General features: G+C 48.1%; 20 protein-coding genes. All 20 read right to left on the minus strand.

Annotated features, from left to right (window positions below):
* Positions 1 to 12 precede the first annotated feature (12 nt).
* On the minus strand, positions 13 to 336 hold the full coding sequence (locus tag CDZ94_RS09465) for a hypothetical protein (protein ID WP_096436470.1): 324 nt from the start codon (positions 334 to 336) through the stop codon (positions 13 to 15).
* Positions 337 to 348: 12 nt separating this feature from the next.
* Complete coding sequence (locus CDZ94_RS21310; protein ID WP_157911731.1) at positions 349 to 501, minus strand: hypothetical protein; 153 nt, start codon at positions 499 to 501, stop codon at positions 349 to 351.
* Complete coding sequence (locus tag CDZ94_RS09470) at positions 464 to 2998, minus strand: phage tail protein (RefSeq protein WP_096436472.1); 2535 nt, start codon at positions 2996 to 2998, stop codon at positions 464 to 466. Before CDZ94_RS09470 ends, CDZ94_RS21310 begins: the two co-directional genes overlap by 38 nt.
* 19 nt (positions 2999 to 3017) lie before the next feature.
* On the minus strand, positions 3018 to 4202 hold the full coding sequence (locus tag CDZ94_RS09475; RefSeq protein WP_157911732.1) for an O-antigen ligase family protein: 1185 nt from the start codon (positions 4200 to 4202) through the stop codon (positions 3018 to 3020).
* A gap of 131 nt (positions 4203 to 4333) precedes the next feature.
* Entirely contained in the window at positions 4334 to 5809 is a 1476-nt protein-coding gene (locus CDZ94_RS09480) for a WD40/YVTN/BNR-like repeat-containing protein (RefSeq protein ID WP_096436476.1), read from the minus strand.
* Entirely contained in the window at positions 5809 to 6336 is a 528-nt protein-coding gene (locus CDZ94_RS09485) for a hypothetical protein (protein ID WP_096436478.1), read from the minus strand. Before CDZ94_RS09485 ends, CDZ94_RS09480 begins: the two co-directional genes overlap by 1 nt.
* A 12-nt stretch (positions 6337 to 6348) precedes the next feature.
* On the minus strand, positions 6349 to 7224 hold the full coding sequence (locus tag CDZ94_RS09490) for a phage tail domain-containing protein (protein ID WP_096436480.1): 876 nt from the start codon (positions 7222 to 7224) through the stop codon (positions 6349 to 6351).
* Positions 7225 to 7226: 2 nt separating this feature from the next.
* Positions 7227 to 10208 carry a phage tail tape measure protein gene (locus CDZ94_RS09495; protein WP_096436482.1) on the minus strand — a complete coding sequence of 994 codons (2982 nt, stop codon included), beginning with the start codon at positions 10206 to 10208 and terminating at the stop codon, positions 7227 to 7229.
* A 348-nt stretch (positions 10209 to 10556) separates the two neighbouring features.
* Positions 10557 to 11336 carry a hypothetical protein gene (locus tag CDZ94_RS09500; protein WP_096436484.1) on the minus strand — a complete coding sequence of 260 codons (780 nt, stop codon included), beginning with the start codon at positions 11334 to 11336 and terminating at the stop codon, positions 10557 to 10559.
* Between the two features lie 127 nt (positions 11337 to 11463).
* Positions 11464 to 11760, minus strand: coding sequence for a hypothetical protein (locus tag CDZ94_RS09505; RefSeq protein ID WP_096436486.1), 297 nt, complete (start codon positions 11758 to 11760; stop codon positions 11464 to 11466).
* Between the two features lie 8 nt (positions 11761 to 11768).
* Entirely contained in the window at positions 11769 to 12197 is a 429-nt protein-coding gene (locus tag CDZ94_RS09510) for a hypothetical protein (protein ID WP_096436488.1), read from the minus strand.
* 73 nt (positions 12198 to 12270) lie between these two features.
* A complete protein-coding gene (locus CDZ94_RS09515; RefSeq protein WP_096436490.1) occupies positions 12271 to 12792 on the minus strand; it encodes a hypothetical protein in 522 nt (173 codons plus the stop codon).
* 16 nt (positions 12793 to 12808) lie between these two features.
* Positions 12809 to 13201, minus strand: coding sequence for a minor capsid protein (locus CDZ94_RS09520; protein ID WP_096436492.1), 393 nt, complete (start codon positions 13199 to 13201; stop codon positions 12809 to 12811).
* Positions 13201 to 13614, minus strand: coding sequence for a hypothetical protein (locus CDZ94_RS09525; protein ID WP_096436494.1), 414 nt, complete (start codon positions 13612 to 13614; stop codon positions 13201 to 13203). Before CDZ94_RS09525 ends, CDZ94_RS09520 begins: the two co-directional genes overlap by 1 nt.
* A gap of 15 nt (positions 13615 to 13629) precedes the next feature.
* Positions 13630 to 13944 carry a hypothetical protein gene (locus tag CDZ94_RS09530; protein ID WP_245415719.1) on the minus strand — a complete coding sequence of 105 codons (315 nt, stop codon included), beginning with the start codon at positions 13942 to 13944 and terminating at the stop codon, positions 13630 to 13632.
* 95 nt (positions 13945 to 14039) lie between these two features.
* Complete coding sequence (locus CDZ94_RS09535) at positions 14040 to 14462, minus strand: hypothetical protein (protein WP_096436498.1); 423 nt, start codon at positions 14460 to 14462, stop codon at positions 14040 to 14042.
* A 14-nt stretch (positions 14463 to 14476) separates the two neighbouring features.
* Entirely contained in the window at positions 14477 to 14728 is a 252-nt protein-coding gene (locus tag CDZ94_RS09540) for a hypothetical protein (RefSeq protein WP_096436501.1), read from the minus strand.
* Between the two features lie 22 nt (positions 14729 to 14750).
* Positions 14751 to 15839, minus strand: a complete 1089-nt coding sequence (locus CDZ94_RS09545) for an SU10 major capsid protein (protein WP_096436503.1) — start codon at positions 15837 to 15839, stop codon at positions 14751 to 14753.
* A gap of 70 nt (positions 15840 to 15909) precedes the next feature.
* Entirely contained in the window at positions 15910 to 16602 is a 693-nt protein-coding gene (locus CDZ94_RS09550) for a phage scaffolding protein (protein ID WP_198546706.1), read from the minus strand.
* 73 nt (positions 16603 to 16675) lie between these two features.
* Positions 16676 to 17359 (minus strand): phage minor capsid protein, encoded by a 684-nt coding sequence (locus tag CDZ94_RS09555; protein WP_157911733.1) that lies wholly within the window; start codon positions 17357 to 17359, stop codon positions 16676 to 16678.
* Positions 17360 to 17405: the final 46 nt, after the last annotated feature.

The following is a 17405-nucleotide window of genomic DNA, read 5'->3' on the forward strand; positions in this document are numbered from 1 at the left end:
ATTATCGTCCCCCTATAAAAGAATCGACAGTAACGCGGTACTAACCGCAATTACTGCCGTAAAAAATAAGCCCCATATCCACCGCTTTTCTGTGCGATCATTTCGCCATCGTTCGTCGTTTTCGACAAGACGGTGTTCGTGCGAATCCAGACGCCCATGGGCGCTATTAGCGGACTCCTTTGCGTCCTCTGCCGTTTTTTGTATTTCGGATAGTCGGTCGACCTTCGTGTCGAGTCGCGCGATTGATTCTCGGACATCCATCGCCATACGGAGAAGCTCTTTCGTTTCGTCGAGATTATCGGACATTTCGTGTGTCACCGCCCCTTTTTCGGACATAAAAAATACGCCCTATTCGGCGGACGTTTCGGATTGGCTTTCGTTTTGTGATTCCTGTAATTCGCGAATGATTGCGTCTTTTGCGGCAGATTCGTAAGTAAGTTGCTGGATTCTCCCTAGCAAAGAATCAATTATCTTCTGATTGTCCGGTTGTATCTGGTTCATCCTCTGATCCCTCCAATATTTCTATTCGATCTTTTAAATCTAATATAATGTCATCTTGTTCTTGGATAGCTTTTACTGCGTATCCTAAGAGTTTATAAATGATAATCGCTTTTTGATCCTTCGTGGCGACCTCGGGGCTAAACTCACTAATCAACCCAACTTGCTCATTATCGTATACCCCATTGTCTACGTCTTGTTGAAGAAAGTATTTAACGACTTCTAATTTATTTATTACGTACCGTCCGTCATCCTCCAAAGGCTCTATGTTTGTTTTGTACTGCAAACTCGACCCGTTGCGGTATTCGCTTGCTCGGATAGGGTAATAGGTTGTATCACCGTCATTCCGAAGTAGTTTGTTCGTAACTCGTACCTCTCCATTATCTGTTCCACTTACGCCAAGATAAAGGTTAGTGTGCCCTGTCATAATTCCGGACGCCTCTATCGGCCTGTATGATGTGCTATCACCATTGTAGCCCGACATGCTCGTTACGCGTAATCGGTGGTCAACGTGTACATATGCGCTACTAACCTTTGCTTCCAGTGCGCCGAATAATTTATTCGCCCATAGACTACCGCTACCCTTATCGCCGTTTCCGTTTGTAACCCATAGCATGGGTTCGCCAACCGACGTTTTTTGGAATCGTAAGCCCGATCCGTAATTCGTGTTAGGGCTACCGTATTGTATCCACCCGTCAGTATCGCTAGGGCCGTCATTATCCTTTACATTAAAACGGAAATGGTTATTTCCAGAACGACTATCGTCTCTCGGCATGAGTGTAATTGTGCCCCGACTTGCCATAATCTCAACGTTACGGTCCGAGTCTAGGATAATATCACGGGTCATTGTCCGCAATCCGATTGTCCCGCGGTTGGAGAATAACGTCAGTCCACGTACATCGGGGTTGTACATATGCGAGAAAAACTCGATAACACCCGAGCCGTGGAACTCCGCGTTGTCGCTTTCATCGTCATATCCTCGAAGAAATGTTGATATACCAAAGTCCGAGAAATAAAGACGTTTATCTTCGTTAAAATTTTCTACTCGCATACGTCCATTCCGAAATTGGAACGCAACATCGTGTGTTTTCGTTTCGCCGAACCACGTTCGCGTAAAACTACCGCGCGATTCAATGTCGGCTCCGCTTATACGAGTGTAGTTTTCCGTGTCGCCCCCGTAAATCGTCACGTTATTTGCGTTAATTTGCCCGCCGGTAATAACATCCGCTACCATTCCGTCGCCGGTCATGGCAGTCGTAACCGTTTGCCCACCGTCTTTACTTATCCCGATCCCTTTCGAGTTAAAGATAACGACTTCGTTCGGATTCTCTTTTTCAATCGCAAGAATTCCATTTTCGAATACAAGCTCCGTTTGTGCCGACTGTAGCGCCCGTGTCGCGTTAAGTACGGCATCGTCCAGCACGTTAAATGGTAATTTCGCCTGCCCACCCATAATCCGGTTAACTTGAGTGGACGTGTTCGAGAATCGCGTAAAGTCGTCGATGATGCTCTCGCGGATATTCGACAAAGTAACCTTCGTACTAATCGGCTTAAGGTTCGCGTCGAAAGTTTCGCTTATTTCGACCACTCTCGCCTCTATCGTCAATCCCATCGGCTCATAAACAATATAACCGCGGTCGCCCTCGTTGACTACTTCGTAAAATTGGTTATCCGCGCGCAAGTCCGCAATATCTATCGTAATGGAAAGCTGCGGCTCGTCGATAATCGTCGCTTCTAGCAGATCGAGCATTTCCGACTCGTTCGTAATGTCGCGGTTATATACCGGAGGTGCTTCGTTTTCCTCGCCGATTATGTCAACGTGGGGAGACACGTATGTTACTTCGACCGGGTAAACACCGTCCTCGTCGGGTTCTCCGCCATAACCACGGATAACCGCGGCAAGGTCGTCCGTATCGCGGTATACGTTTATCGCATTAACGTTGTATCCGTAGCGGAATTGGAAGCCGACGTTCGCGCCGATTTCCCTCCGCAATGTGACTAAATTGCCCAGTACGGTAAACTCCGAGCCGTAAATTTCGAGCGCTTGCTTAAACAACGTCAATTTCGATGTGTTGCCGAAGTCCTCGACGCGTTCGGAGCTGTACGAGTCAACGATGTTAAACGTGTACGGCGTGCCTTCGAATATAAACGCAAGAATCGCACTAAACGACTGATTGCCGTTGAGGATGCGGCGCTCGGGGCGTCGTCGCATTGTGTCGAAAAACTCGTGGATAGCTACCGCGTGCTTAACGGACTTGTGACCGGAGTTACCTTCGTTGACGCGTTTAATTACGTAGCGTGCGTTCGAGTATTCGATAGATGATTCTCCGTCGATCATTCCGAAGGCGTGCTCGTTTGATTCATCGGGAATACAAGAAAAGGCTATACTCCGATCACCGTTTACTTTCCGGTTCAGAGTAAAGCCTTTTATATTCGTGAGATTTTCGATATCTCCGTTTAAGTCTGTTATTGTAAGCAGGGTTATCCCTCCTTTCTGCAACTAACTGGTACACCGTTAGTTACCATTTCAACCTGTACTTAACCTTAATGTCCTTTTCCCTTTGGGAAACCAAGTAAAGTGCAAAAAACACAAACACTAGATTATTCGATGCGAGATCACCGCTCGTAAAAGAAAAAAGCACATGAAGAATGTAAGCAAAAAACACCCAGTTCCTTAATCCTTTTAAAAACAACAAAATCGCCAATAGCGTCTGAAAGGACAACAGAAAGAATCCAATCAAACCGAGTTCAAATAAAACTTCAAGGAAGAGATTATGCGGGTATTCTCTCACATACCCATACCCCATACTGCTTGCAACGGTACCCCCACCATGTCCGAAAAGAGTGTTAAAAGTGCCGCTACCGATAAACGCATTCCAAGTCGATTGCATCATTGTTTCACGCATGCCGATTGTCCCAGATTCTAGACTAAATCTCTGGATAAGCGCCGCACTGTTAATTGTGTTCAAAAACATCGCAACCATACTGACCACACCGATTAGAGCCAGCACACTTAATACGGTTCTTTTGTTTATACCACTATTAAACAATCTGTACAGAACAATTATCGGAAGTGTAAAATAAAGAACTGTTTTTGAGCCAGTGAGCAAAGCCGTAATTACAAGCGCAATACTTAAAACGAATACCATTACAGGTCTTTTTTCGAAACGAGGTGCCTGTAAAACCAATAGACCTAAACCGAGAAATCTACTTAACCATACTGGGTTCATTTCTCCGATAGATTGCCGACTAAACCAGTCAGCCTGCAGTCCAGCTAATCCACCATCCGAAAATGTGTTGTACAATACAACCAAGGACGTGGCAAAGCAAGCAAATAAGATAAAGTTTTCAATCAATGTCATTTCATTTTTCTTTAATTTACCTACGATTAGAATCAAGAACGCAGGAAGGAAAGCCAAAAAGACAAACTGCCTCATTTTCCACAATCCATATTCAGATGTGGCAGCAGGCGAATAAAAATAAGACAGCAGAAATACCGAGAGGAACCCAGCCAAAAGTATAATTCCTAAAAGGTTGATCTTGGTTTTAACATATGATTTGCAATAAAAAACAATTAAAAACAAAGCTAAAGAAAGTATTCCATAGGAAATTACCATTCTCCCCTGACCAATGCCAATAATGGACAGGAGTGTAATTGACAATATTCCTATAAAAATAAGCCCAATAACCTTTTGTTCCTTCAAAGAGGAAACAATCGATTTTAGAATACTTGCGATCAAGACGAGATTCAAAGCAATTTGCAATTAACACACACCCTAAACTATATCTAATATTTGAAAATTATATCACACATTTAGGGTGTTTTTTCCTATTTTTATATTTCAATCCACTCAGGTACTTTAATAACCACTATTTTATTTTTTTCGCCGTCCACAACCGTAGTTACAATTTCTCCTTTGCTGTTCGGGCCTGCAACACCTCTAATGCCTCCACTTGGTACAGAAGGGATTTCATGGTCAATGCATACAGGATAATACTTGTCACCGTCTGCTGTACCGTAGACAACACTAGGTAAATAGCGAGCATTATTCAACTGGATAAAACCAAAATAGGCTGCTGAATTGTCGTAGTCTGTACAGCCGAAATGCGCCACAGGCTCAACGTCAAATACTTCTCTTGAAATTGTGTAGGCTATCTCAATTTCAATATTTCTATGGCTGCTTATACTATCTTCTATCCCTCTGTTCCTGTCCCATTTATAAACACTTGTATGCCGGTTGTCACTAAGGAATAATACACAATTCGCTAGTGGGAGAATGGCTGTCCACTGGTTAGGGCACTCGCCCCATTCGTAAACACGACTCCAATTCTTACCCCTGTCGATTGACCAATAGACGTTTGAGTTTATCGTGTCGCCCACCGCAAGCCATATAATATCTTGGTACGGATCATATTTTACGCTGTGAATGTGGTAGTCGTCTCGTGGAGCTTCCTCGAATATTTTTTCGAAGGTATCACCGTGATCTGTACTGATCCAAACTCTGCGCGAATTGTTAGGCAACACTTTAAGTCCATACTCACCCAGTAAAACGAGGTTTTCGTGAATATCAATGCTGTCGATGCCGATGCGACCTACAGGCATTTGTAAAACCAATTCAGGTTCAACGTTCGCCGCATCCTCCATTTTATAAACTTCACCGTTGTTGTATCCTGCCATTACTTTTCCATCATTCAATTTCTTTACCATTGTAGGGTAAGGCGACGAATCATCTTCCCATCGATTAAACAATTCGGTGAAGGTTTGCCCGCCGTCCGTTGTTTTAACAATAACTCTCCGGTAGTATCCGTAAATTGTATCATCTGTAATGTCGGTAGCGAAAAAAGTTCCGCTATCAGGTTGCGGGATGTGAACCTCTTTCTCTGCCTGTAGTGGTTTTGGTCTAAAATGTTTTTGGTGTCTTTTTTCGGAAACTTGAACAGGCTTGTTTGTTGCCACCGCCCGGACGGTTACACTGGAATGCACCTCATGCTGCACGTAAATAGCGTTACATTGGAAGTAACTATACCCGCTAACGTCTACAACGTACTCGCCGATATTATAAATCGCCTCTAGTTCGGTTCCTGTCCATATATTAGTCGCCTTTTTATGGCTCCAATCAGAATTATTGTCTGTCTCGCTTACTCTCGGTTGCAACGTTGCTCTGGTACATTTATCTACTTTCAGAATGACTTTATCGTAATTCCTAACATCAATTCTGGTTCCCGCCCCTACCGTGCGGCGGTCATCGTGTAATTTTGTTTCTGTGTCTAGATATTCGATTCTTCCTTTTACATATCGTGTTTTTACCATTATTCCACCTCCGTGATCCTATAGTGTACCGCCAACGTTACAGCAATATTTGCTGTAGGCTGCGGAGATGGCGGGCTTTGAACCATAAAACGAATGCCGAACGGGAAGCGCTGTTTTTCTCTCAGCTTGAAAATATAACGGTTTTCCTGGTCATCATACACCACAGATTCGATAAAAGGATGTGTGTGTCTGCATTGTCTTAATCTCGGCAAGGTCGATATACTACCCGGTGAAATTGATGTTCTTTCTCGATCTTCGAAAAGCCCATTTCTGTTTCTGAACTGCATTTCGAACTGCAAATTATTGTTGTTAGCATCGACCACTAAACTATCTATAATAATAGACTTGTTTATATCTATCGCCTGATTGTTTCCCGGCTCTAATGTCGTGGCAATAAACGCCAGTTTTTTATTAAACCCGTTCTCAACAATACTCCCAGTTAGTTGTACATCTGTTACCGGCTTGCCTGTACCGTCATCCCTTGCTGATGTTACGATATCGCCATCTGTATTTAAAAAGTTTGGCATGTTATCTCTCCCCTACATGTAAAGTTCGTTGAAGTCAAATGTAATTTTTCCGTACCCCTCAATAGAGGCAGAAAAGACGTTCTCGCCCGGCGCTAATGAAATCAATTCACGATTGGTTGACCCAACCACGCTTAACCCATTACGCATCGACCGCACGCCTTTTAATATGATTGTGTCGCCATCGTTTAGCGCACCTTCGTATTTCCACGTATCGCCTGTTGTCTCGTTTTGTATTGTCACTTTATCGCCTTGCGCCCCCTCTACACCCACCGTTATTTTTAGTAGGTGGTCGAGGTTGCGGGGATCAAGTGTAATGTTGCCGTGATTCCAGACAGAGAATTCAACGGGCGAAGCATCGAAAGTAGAATACCCGTTGAAATCCTCACCGCCCAAATCTACAGAACCGCCGGACTTAACGAGGATAGGCGTTTGTATGTCGTATTCTTCTAACGTTGGATCGATTAATTCCGCAAATGGATTGTTTGAGATGAAAGGGATTGTAAACTCTCCGGTACTGCCTACGCGACTAGGCGTAAACGTCGAATCTGCCTCGACTGTCCACCGCTTTTCCGGCTCCTCGTCCGCGATAATATGATACGGTTCCAGCCTGAACAAAGCGTCGTAAATACGTTGTCTTGCCGTGCTGTAGCTCGACGCGTCACCTACGTAAAACTCGCAAACTGCCATTATCTGCCGCGGACCATAGTCGCGTCCCATACGGATAGCGCCGTGCCTGCCCGGTATTACCTCCGTATAATCAACCGGATTCGGCGCGCTTACCCGGAAACTACGCACAAGCACGGAGAGGTCGCACGCCATGTCGATTTCCGTGCCGTCCGCGTACACTATCTTAAAATTCGAGTCTACTTTCGGTATAGTAACCGCCATGTCTAACGCCCCCAATCTCCGTTAAATATTCGTTGCACGCCGTGCTTGTCGTGCTGATTCGTGCTAACGTGTGGCTCCACTTTGCGGCCGACTTCTTCTCCGTCGAGCTCTATCGTAAAGCTCGGGTCAATTTCCTGTATCTTACGTTCTATTTGCGCGATACCGCCCGCGATTTCAGCGAGGTATGCTTCGGACGATCCGCCCGTTGACTGCCCGCCGCCTTGTAGTGACCGGAACAGATTCGCCTGCTGGCCTTCCGTCAATACCATTTCGTTACGCAAAAGTCGTACGTCTACCTCGTTATGCATCGGCGCGTTCATTAGTTGCGAAGCTAAACCGCCAGTATGCAACTTTCCGGCAGGCGCTCCGTCGCCCGGTCGATATTGTCCGACGGGTCCTCCGTTGTGGCGGGATAGTCCGACCGAATTAAGTAGCCGCTCGCGTACGCTGACGATCTTAGTCACCGGGCTGGACGCACGGCGATTGATATCGGCGATGTCGCCACCGTCCGATACATTTACGGCCTTGTCGACGTCCTTGCCGAGTTCGTCCGTCATCTCGCCGGCCTTGGCGGTACCTTCGTCGATCTTGTCGTTTGTACCCTCTTGCGCACGCGTATTTCCGAGCATCGAATCCTCGATTAAGTCGAGTTGCGCGCGGTTTTGCTCAAGCTTACGGTTGTGCTCGTCTTCCTTACCGAGAATATCCGATTTCAACCCCGTTTCCTCTTCGATCTGTCCGACGATATTTTCGTGCTTGCTGATCTGCTCATTGAGCGTATCGACTTGCATTCCGAGGACACCGTGTTTGTCGCCCTCTTTCGATATTTGCTCCTCGATTTCCGCCTTTTCATCTCGAAGTTTCTGTAATTTCTCGTCGGCTATTTTGAGGCCTTCTTCTCCAACTTCGTTAATACCGATTTCCGTAAGGAGGATTCCGGCAATCTTTTCGTCGATGACCCCGAGCTTATCGATCTCATCCTGGTGCAATTCGAGTTTTCCGTCGATTTCCTCTTTTTGTTCCCGTAGTTTTCCGTGAGTTTCCGCCATACCGGTTTTGTGTAATTCCATTAATACGTCGCGTTCCCGTTCTAATTTAACAAGTTCCTCGCCAGTCGCGAATTCATCATTAATTAAACGGTTTATTTCACTGACCCGATCCCTTCGCTCATCCTCGGACATATTTCGCGATTCCGTTAGGATTTCGAGGCGCTTTCCTATCTCTTCTTGCTCAAGTAAATCGTCGCGATGTTCCTTACGCAACTCCGCCTCACGCTCAAGCGCGGCAATACGTTCCATCTGCAATTCCTCCAACGCCATATCGCGTAAGGATTGGATATAGTCGCGCACGGCGTCAGTCGCATCAACAACCGCATTACCTCGCTCGCTCATCGTCTGCTCTACGTGCGGAGTTTGTTCGATAATCTCGTTATTCACCGCGAGTAATTCGCTTATCTCGTCTTTCGATAACCCGGACTTTTCCGCGATGTCATCGTACGCATTTTCGAGTTTCTTCAATTCTTCGGGGTCGCTTTCTCGTTCCATCCGCTGTTGTATATCGAGTAACTCACCGATTTGATCCGTAGTTAAGCGCGACTTGCCTCGCAATTCATCGTAACGATCAGCTAATGATTCGAGCGAGTCCGCTTGCTCAATCGTAGCGTCCGCAACTTCGGCATTTACTTCCGCTGCTCGCTTCGACCGATCGTTCCACGCGACTACGCCCGCTGCTACTGCGGATAATCCGAGAATTAGCCAACCGGCCGGCCCCATTGCCGCGTATAATCCGCGTATCGCCGTACCTAGCTTTATTACCGACGTAACTACCAGCGTCACCCCTGCGGCTGTTCCCGCCATTTTTAAGCCTAACGCGACGGTTGCCGGGTCGAGATCGCCAAATTTACGCGTTAATTCCGTGGCGCGTTCGACGACATCCCGTATGACCGGGAGAAATTCTTGGCCAATCGAGATACCAATTTCGGACATCGCCGATTTAAATTCGCGGAAAGCCCCGTTTACCGTGTCGTTTTGCGTGTCGGCCATTTCTTTCGCCGCGCCTTCGGAGTTTCGGAGTTCTTCCGTATAGTTCGCAAGGCCATCTTCGCCTTCTTCGAGTAACGCGAGGAATCCGGACGCCGCTTGTGTTCCGACGAGCATTTCGGCATATTGCGTTTTTTGAACGTCCGTCATGCCTTCCATGGCATCCGATACGACTCCGATAATTTCGGACAACGGCAACATTTCGTCATTTGCGTCGGTAATTGAGATGCCGAGATCTTCCATCGCATCCTTCGTGCGTCCGGTTGGCGAGGCGAGAGATAAAAGCATCGCACGCATTGTGGTTCCGGCTTGGCTTCCCTGAATTCCGGCGTCGCTCATTTTTCCGATAGCTGCGGCGGTTTCCTCGATATCAAGACCGAGGGACGCTGCAACCGGAGCAACGTATTTCATCGCGTCCGCCAACTGCGGAAGATTCGTATTTGCGGAAGTCATTGTCGCAACTAATACGTCTACCGCCCGATCCGTTTCCTCAGCAGACATACCGAAACCCGTCATAATATTGGAAACGGCGTCCGAAGCTAACCCGAGGTCAACCGCTGCGCTTGCTGCGAGATTTAATACTCCGGGCATTGCGGATATAATTTCATTTGTGGAAAATCCTGCCATTCCTAGGAATTCCATCGCACTTGCCGCCTCGGATGCCGAAAATTGTGTGGTACTACCTAACTCTCTTGCGGTGCTCTCTAATTGCGCCATCTCTTCGTCAGTACTTCCGGTAATTGCTGCGACTCGCGCCATGCTCTGCTCGAAATCCGCCGCTACTTTTGCGCTTCCGCCGATTGCCGCTACGACGGCGCCACCGACGGCTAGTGCCCCGCGTTCAATCATTTGTAACGATTTCCTATTACGTTCCGCGGAAGAAGTATTAGCGTCCATATCGCGTTTTGCCTGCTCCATTCCCTTGCGAAATTGCTCGTTCTCCAATGTTCATTACCTTACGGCGAGTTCTTTATCTCGCCCTCGAACTTTCGTAGCGAGGATGGGATCATATCATCGTCCGCAATGGGACGGCGTGCGCTCGTGGTACTTTACTGCCGTAGCTTTCGCGTTAGGCTCCGTGTACTGATCTCTACACCTTCCGCGACTTTCGTCGGCGGCTCGGCTCGGGATTGCCATAGCTTGCGCCGTAGGTTTCCCCGAATTCACACGCTGTTTTAAGAAGCGAGTTACCTCGCAACTGCCCAATCGTTTAGGCGCGCTTTTATTTCTCCTGCGCTTGCTTGTGACATGAGTTACCTCCTTTCGTAAAATGAACAACAAAAAAAGACCGCCTTAATTGGCGATCTCGTTTAACTTAAAGTTGTCATGTAATGCTGTGTAAAACGATTTGTACTCACTTAATGACATATTGTTTTTGCTCGCGATATAATCAATAGCTTCTTCGAACTTTTTCTCACATAATCCGAACCTAACCTTGTTTACTTCGAACCATTCAAAGACATTTTTATCTTTTTTAGAACTGTTCAGATCCGGTCTGAGAGGTAATATATTTCCCACTACTGTACCACCGCACCCCCAAGACAGCGGGATAACATGATCTAAGTGCCACACCACAACTTCCCCACTTAGCGCGCACCTATCACCAAAATAAGAAGCCATTTCGGACATGTCATCTTCGGAAAATTTATAAGGTAGTGAGGATTTTCGGGTTCGTCTAATTTGCTTATAGAGGCGCATCTTTTCCGGGTTTTCCCTTCTCCATCTATTGTTCCTCTCTAAAACTTCGGCTCGGTTTTCTTCTCTATATATTCGCGGGTAGTCCGGATTTTTCTCCAACCATTTAGCGGTTCTCGCGGATTCCGACTCCCTGTTAGTGACTCTCCACATAGCTTTAGACAGATGTTCAGATTCTTTATTCCTCTGATAGTAAGACGACCTAAATTCTGAACTGCACACTTTACACCTAGGCATCCTCCCGCCAAATCCTTTGCTTGTCTTATGGAATTCATTAAGGCTTTTTAAGCTATCGCAGATACTACATACTTTGGCGGTAATTTCCCCACCCTCATCTACAGTATATTTAGTTCCTGCTCGGTTGTATTTTTCCTCCATTAACAATCGCCCCTCTCCGCTATTTGCGCAAACTTCGCGTAACACCCTCGCAAGTTAAACGCTCCTATAAGGTAACTACTAGCGAAATCGCCGTTTCGCACGGAAATCCCCAAAATAACGGAAAGTTTTACGATTTTTTATTCGCGCCATTCCCAGCCATCATCCGTAGTTGCTCGAATTTATCGCGGTCAAACGTTTCCTTCGGCTTGATTCCGGCTGCGCGTACCAGCGCGTTTCTATATTCTTTGTAATCCTCGTCTTCGAGTCGTCGCCCGTTGTTTGCTACTTGCGCGTGGTTGTCCGCTAGTCTCTGTATCGCGTCAGTTCGGCGCTTATCGTCGAGCAATTCCGGCAAGTCGACGAGGTAATATTCATTTTCAATTTGCCGTTGCGTTTTGCCGAGTATGACGGCACTTTCACGCAACCAATCGTCTATTGTTCGGTCGTCTCCGTTGTCTCCGCCTCCTGCATCGTCGGTTCCTTGCGCAGAAGGCTTCGCACGTTTTTTACCGTTTCAGCGAAGTTATTCCGTTTGTACGTCCATACGAGGTAATCCGCTACCTCCGTAATTGATGCGTTGTTTTTAAGCCATTCCGCGTCTATTTCGGATAGCACCGCGGTAGCTTCGAATATCTCCTCCGCGACAATGTCGAATAAGTGTAAAGCGGTTGATGCGCGTTCTTCCTCCGGCGTAAAGATTAACGTCGTTATCGCGCCTGGTAATTGCGAGGATACCTCGATCATCCTTCGGTATTTCGTGTACGTCAGCTTCGGTACTTCGACTTCGCGGTCACCGAGCATAACGTGTGATTTCGTTTTCTCTTTCGTAAATCTATCGCGTAATTTATCTAAAATCGGCACTCCGAGCGTCCTCCTTCCGTAGTAAAAAGGCGCCCGTTGTGAGCGCCATTAATATTCAGCGTAAAACCCGAAATTAGGGCGTGTCTGCCGCCGACTCGTCACCTAGAATAAACAATACGCCGTCGTTTTCGAGGTCTGGATACGCCACGAACGTAAGGTTCGCGATACGCTCGTTTGAGCTGTCATACGTATAATCCAAGTCGCTACGAGCGCCTGCGAGTGGAATCGTGATCCAGTCGTTTTCCGTAGTTCCCGCTGACGTAGGCTTGATTACGAGTTTCTTCGCGTTTTCGAGCATATCGTAACCTGCCTGCGCCTTAACGGTGATTTTCTTTTTGTCGCCGTCCTCTACGTATTCACTGTTCGGGATTGCTTCCGCCAGTTTTTCGAGGTCATGTAACGCGAATGGTACCGTTACTTGCGCCGATCCGCCTTGGTACACCGACTTGACGACGGTTTCGCCATATTGGTCGACTGTTACGTCGTGTACTTGTGACGTCGATTGAAATTGGATACCGCCTTTTGTAATTTTGTATGTCGTATCACCGTACTCGACTTCCGCCGGTCCGATAGGTACGTTAATTCCGTTTGCCATTTAGTCGTCCTCCTAATTAGGTTTGCGGTGCCGGCCGTATCACCGCGTTAAAATTCATCGAATAGATTGGCCGGTAGATCTCGTCCTCTCCGATATAAAAAGGCGCCGACCCTACCGGTGTGATAATCGATAGTGAGTCCGCGCCGATATTGACATCCCGCCGATTGGCGAGCGTGTCGAATATTTCGTATGCTTTCGCTTCTGCATCGGCATCCCCATTCGGTCCGCCACGTACGAGGATTTGAAACGATGGTTGCCGCTTGCCCGTCCATTCGTCGACGGGTCGTCCCGGGTGAATCACGACCGCAGCCGCTTTGTCCGGATATCCCGCCGACGTCGGAAACTTGTTCGGGACGTATTGATAATCGACTTCACCGCGCAGAAACGTAATTAAATCGATGACTCGCATTAATCGAGCACCCCTTTCACGCCGGACGCGATTTCCCGCAGCCAACGTTGTTCCTCGCCTTCCAGTGGACGCGTCAAATACTTCGGCCCGACCGTATATCCATCGGTACCTCCGCTAGTACGCGCCTGCCCCGCGCCCATGAATTCATGCGTCCATATCGCGTAGTTAAATTCACCGTATCCGCTCGAATTGGCTATCGCATTAAACGACACCTCGCCCGACAATGCGCCCGTTTTAGATCGCATGGACTTGCGGATTTGCTTGCGAAGGTATCCGGTGTGTATCGGCGCAATACTTTGTGCTATTCGTGCGAGATCGTCAACTGCGTCCATTAACCGCTTTTCCGCTTCCTTTTGCGCTCCGTTACCTTTTGCGTCAAGATGCGATAGGAAACTCGATGCGTCCCATTCCACTAGATAAACACCTCCTCAGATAAAAATTTCGGTTAATACCGGTTTTCCGCTTAACATCCGCTTTACGTTGATTTCCTTCGGCTTTCGCGTTATTGTCTGTCCGAGTTCATTCGTAAAGGATATTTCGTCGGTGTACCGGATGTCCGCAAGTTTATCGAGTAGGATCCGGGCTTGCGCCACCTGCGTACTGCCGGCGGTTGTGCCTGACCCGTCGCCGGAGCGGTTTACGACTACGTTACTTCCTTCCGCGACACGTGCCGGAATGGATACGGTCCCGTCGTCGAGTACCGTCTGATTATGCGAAATAAAATACGACTCGGGCTCCGACATGTTCGGATTACCCCAGTCGTCGAATTCCGTTTCTCCGTCTTCGTTCGTATTTGCGCGCAGGACGATGATATGCTGATTTAACGGTATAAGCGCCATTACATCGTCACATCCCTCGGCGTTGATCCGTCGCCTAGTTTCGGCAGGCCGACGTTTTCCGGTGAGGCGTTAATCAGTCCGTAAACCTCCGGCGGGATGTACGCAGTAAGCGCCTGCCCGCTTGCCGCCTTAACGTTGTTTTCCTTAAACGTAAATGACGCCACCCCCGTAACGGAGAATGACGCCACGCCGTGCTGCTGTAACCGGTTGGTATCGTTAAATACAACCGCCAGTTTTGCGCAGTATTCGAATACGGCATCGGCCGGCACGTGATGGAGCGGGAATTCCTTCCGAAGCGTGCGGTCAGCGACGTTTATCATCCGTTGTTTTTTCGCTTCCTCCGCCTCGAACCAGTCTTCCGTATCAATCACGTACGATCCGATGTATTCGTCCGCTGCTTGCGTTGTTAGTGATTCCGCCATTTACGGCACCTCCTTTATTTCGCGGAGGATGCCTTTCGCTTGGCCGGCGCTTTCTTGCGCGGGGCTGGCTTCGGCGTTTCTTTCGGCTCCTCCGCCGGTTTTGCAGGCTCGGGCTTCGGCTCATCTACGCGCGTTGCGTCAGATAGCGAATCGAGCGCTTTGATTGTCCGTGCGTCCTCCGTCTTAAAAACGCCAGCGACGAACTGCTTACGCTCATCGCCGACGTAGAAAGCTAACTCGGAGTAACGCGATTTGAACTTCGCCATGATCGCGACACCTCCGTTTTTATTACGCTAGACCTTTGATACGTCCGTGTGCTTTTTCCTGTAGGAATTCGAGCGTGTACTCACCAACAAGCATACCTTTGTAGTAGTCGCCCTGTTTTCCGAGGTATTCGTGAGAGATTTCGCGGCCCTGTAGCGGCTTAAGCGCGATACGGTTCGCATCTACTACGAATAGTTCGTCAGCAGCGAGGTTGTTGTTCAGTACGATTTCAGCAGCGCCGAAGTCGGATACGAAGTGGTCAACTACCTGGCCGCGTCCGTTGTCCTGGCGGTCCAAGCGAATATTTGATTTTTCAAAGTTGCTGATAGCACGCTTCTGCTTCGCGCCAACCATGATTTTATAGTTACCGCCAGTCTGGAATCCGCCTTTTTCGTAAATAGCCTGCATAGTATCGTTAATCTTCTCGTCAGTAAGGTCTCCGCCACCGTTAGCAACGTTCGTCTGAATGAAGTTACGGATACCGCGCATCTGACGAGTAACGCCGTCACCGGACTCGTATTTAACACCGTTGATTGCTGCTTTTTCGATGTGCAGCGCAAGCTCGAGTAGTTTTTTCGCTTGTTCGTGGTTGTAGATGTTATCAATGCCGTAGTTCGCGACAGCCGCAGCAGTGCCGGTAATGGAGATAGAGTCGTCGAAGATTTGCGTAAGGTTGCTCACGCGTTTACGTGGCTTGTAACGAGCGTCACGCGCGTCGCGTCCCTCTTCGCCTTCTACGAACATAACTTCGATTTTCGCGTTTTCGTCAACAGCGGCTGCTGGTGTAGAAGCATATCCACGCTGTACGGAAAGGTCTTCACCGTTTACTGCAGTTACGAGCATAAGCTCCTCGCCTACTTTAACAACTTGGTCTTTACGGAATGGCTCTGCATCTACTACCGGAATTGTAGTTGCGTCGTCCATCACTGCGCTGGTAACTGTAGACTCGTCCGCGAACATTTCGTCCTCGAACCATTGGTGCTCAACTTGCGTTACTGGTGCGGAGAATCCGAGAAGGCTCACAAGTGGCGTTTGGTGCTCGTTAAGAAGTAGTAGCTGATCGACTACCGATTCGCGTTTTCCGACTAGTTCCTGGTTAAAAATCTTAGACATTTAAAATTCCTCCAATTTTGTTTTAGGTTTTAATTGCATAAAAATAGCGCCCGGCAATATGCCCGACGATTTATCGTCCTAATTCTCGTTTAAGTTGCTGATACGCGGCGAGGTCCTCGGTCTTTCCCGAACGCTTCGCCTTTTGCGCCGCTTCCTGCAGCAGTTGGTCGGCCGTTTTCTCCGCCTGCTTATCGTCGTAATTTGACGGACTGCCGATCTCTTTTGCTTCCGCTTTCTTCTGCGCAAGTAAAAACGGTTTATTTTCAATCAGCGATTGCACTACGTCATCCACGCCGTTCACTTTCCCGTCTTCGACCGTTACCGCGGATAGGTCGGCCAGGGCCAGCGCGTCGTCTACATACGCAATGTTCGCTGCTTGCGCCTTTTTGATAAATTCGTTCGTTACCTTTTCGCGTTGGACTTGCGACTTAAACTCCTCGAGCTGCTGCGCAATTTCCGCCTTTTCTGTTTCGTACTTCTTCGCCAATTCTTCCGCCCGTTCTTTCTCGGACATTTCGGCGAGACGGCGTTCCTCCGCTTCTTTTTCGAAGCGCTCCGCTTTCTCTTTTACGGACTCGTAATCGGAGTATTTCTTTTTCTCGCGACTGAGTCGGTCCGCAATAAGCGCGTTCACTTCGTCCTGCGTAAACGTTTTGGCCTCCGCCTGTTCTTCCGGTTTAGTTTCCGGTTCCTCAACCGTTTGAGTTTCGTTTACACTTTCGTCTGTTTCGGTTACTTGCGAATCTTTAGTTTCCTCTACCATTTGTACCTCCACGTTTTAAAGTCCGCGTAGACTATAGATTCCGAAAGTTTAAAGACATTCCGTAAGTCAGATATTAACGAATTATGTTTGGGTCTCGTATAACGACTTGTGAATGTAGGCACCCCGGATGATAAAGCCCAAAATTCCGCGCCTCGTCTACGGTCGGTTGCGTCCCTTCGATCGAGTCGTTAATTCGTAGCACGCGTCCTTCCCAAGGAACGCATTTTTTACAGCTCCCGCCATGTTGCGATATAACAACGTAACCAGCACCGCGTTCCCTCGCTTCAATCTCGCCAGCTTCTCGGTGCGCCTCGACCATCTTCGTCTTCATAACGACATCCGCGTAGTGGCTCATCTTCCAACGCCTACCCGCCGAATCTGTTATCGCGTGCATTCCGGCACGTTCGAGCCGTTGCGTCATTACTCGCCGATTCACCGCGGTCGAATACTCCTCACGCAAGACCTCCGCAGCAACTCGCCTAACTTCCGACTTGACTCGGCGCCTCGTATTCGACGTCATTGCGAGCAAGTCTTCGGTCGTGACGTCCTTTTGCGATGTTTTCCACGTTCGATGCGTTCGGCTCTCTATTACGTCGTCGCTTCGCAAATAACGCCGAGCTGCGCCCATCGACGCGAATAATCCTAACGCAATTAACGTACGAGCGCGCCCGTGTTCGTAAATATCGTCAATTGCGTTATCGATTTCCGCCGACAAGTTCGCATCGAGTCCGCCGAGTATTTCGTTAACACGGCGCACGACGCGTTGTTGTTCGGCACGCGTCAAGTTATCGAGCTCAATGTCG

It is taken from the genome of Alteribacter populi, assembly GCF_002352765.1.
Classification (GTDB): Bacteria; Bacillota; Bacilli; order Bacillales; family Salisediminibacteriaceae; genus Alteribacter; species Alteribacter populi.